We start from the raw sequence: 354 nt of genomic DNA, 5'->3' as shown, positions 1-354 counted from the left end.
CTCCTGATATTTTAAGCGTTTCCAACTTATTCAAATTAATCAATGGAAGTAGCGTGTCTGAAGATAGCCTCTCAATTTCCAAATATTCTAAGTTTTGCAGTTCTGCTATTTCACTAAGGAATTCAACGTTTACCTGCTTGGCTGACAAACGTGTAATTTGTTGTGAAAATGAACTGATTCCTTTGTGTGATTTCCCTTCACGGTAAAATGAAACCCAACGCCAATCTAACTCAATGTCATTTATGTTGGTGACACAACGAGGCCATTCCGACCAATTCTGATTACACCTATACTTATCATTAATCATATTATTTTCGACCAAACTAATACTGAGCCCTAACGAATGACATGGAT

General features: G+C 36.4%; 1 protein-coding gene. It reads right to left on the bottom strand.

Translation table 11 applies throughout. The annotated features are described in order from the left end of the window. The coding region (locus tag AB4496_RS27220) for a hypothetical protein (RefSeq protein WP_372133067.1) at window positions 1–307 on the bottom strand (307 nt) is incomplete at its 3' end. Window positions 308–354 lie beyond the last annotated feature (47 nt).

This window comes from Vibrio sp. 10N.222.46.A1, assembly GCF_041473595.1.
In the GTDB taxonomy this organism is placed as follows: domain Bacteria; phylum Pseudomonadota; class Gammaproteobacteria; order Enterobacterales; family Vibrionaceae; genus Vibrio; species Vibrio tasmaniensis_A.
Note: the sequence above shows the minus strand (reverse complement) of the source record. Positions and strands in the feature narration are given on the sequence as shown.